Here is a 904-nt window from a genome sequence, read left to right on the forward strand (position 1 = left end):
ACAGTATCCGGCAAAACAGGAAACCATTGTCTTGCAGCAGGTCATGGCAATGGTGATCAGGCGGCGGTCTGGTAACGGAGCACCGGGTGCGCAGCCTTTTGGTCAATGGGCAGGCCGTCCAGCAGCCAGTTCAGCTCACGGCGGCTCAGCGTGATGGCTTTGGCATTTTGCCCCTGTTTCGGCCAGTGGAACCGGCCTTTCTCCAGCCGACGGTAATAGAGCCAGAAACCGTTGGTCTGCCAGTGCAGGATCTTGAGCTTGTCCCGTCCCCGGTTGCAGAACACGAACAGGCTCTCGGAGAAGGGATCAAGACAGAGGCTTTCGCTGACCATCAGGGCAAGCCCGTCGATGGACTTGCGCATATCCGTGGCTCCGGGGGCAAGGTAGACATTGAGGTGGGAGGTATCACCGATCATGCTGACTCCAGCACCCTGATGACCCGTTGCAATGTCGCAGTATCAAAACCGTGAGACAGCTCAATACGATAGCTGTTAGGTGTCGTCAAAATGATACAGTTTCTGTGTTCGGATTGAATATCTGACTCATCCTCAAGCTGGACCGGCAGCAGTGGCGTGTGCGTTGGATCCTCCATTTCAGCAGGTTGGGACTGGAAATACCGACGACGGTAATAACCGAAGGACTTTGGGGACAGGTTATGCTGACGGATATAGTCGACCTGACTCAACTCACTCTCTTGCCAGGCGTTGATGTGCTGAAACCAGAAATCACGTTTTGCGGACATGGAGCCTCCCGGATGAATGACAGACTTCCAGTATCCGGATCAGATGGAAAGATGGTAGATGGTGTTCCCCGAGCGCTTACACAGCTACAGGCTTTTGTTTTGATGCAACATCATGGCTGCGCTGTTACCCAGCCACAACTACTGGAGCTTCTCTGGGATGCC

At 54.2% G+C, this 904-nt stretch carries 2 protein-coding genes; both read right to left on the minus strand.

Annotation, left to right across the window (positions count from 1 at the left end; all coding sequences use genetic code 11):
* Positions 1–56: 56 nt before the first annotated feature.
* Entirely contained in the window at positions 57–416 is a 360-nt protein-coding gene (gene tnpB, locus ABD892_RS10450; protein ID WP_345195564.1) for an IS66 family insertion sequence element accessory protein TnpB, read from the minus strand.
* On the minus strand, positions 413–742 hold the full coding sequence (tnpA, locus tag ABD892_RS10455; protein WP_345195565.1) for an IS66 family insertion sequence element accessory protein TnpA: 330 nt from the start codon (positions 740–742) through the stop codon (positions 413–415). Before tnpA ends, tnpB begins: the two co-directional genes overlap by 4 nt.
* Positions 743–904: the final 162 nt, after the last annotated feature.

This window comes from Kistimonas scapharcae (assembly GCF_039540975.1).
GTDB classification, from domain to species: domain Bacteria; phylum Pseudomonadota; class Gammaproteobacteria; order Pseudomonadales; family Endozoicomonadaceae; genus Kistimonas; species Kistimonas scapharcae.

Bases quoted from the DNA above. Each gene is read 5' to 3' on its own strand.
- tnpB (WP_345195564.1), bottom strand. From the start codon at position 416: ATGATCGGTGATACCTCCCACCTCAATGTCTACCTTGCCCCCGGAGCC.
- tnpA (WP_345195565.1), bottom strand. From the start codon at position 742: ATGTCCGCAAAACGTGATTTCTGGTTTCAGCACATCAACGCCTGGCAA.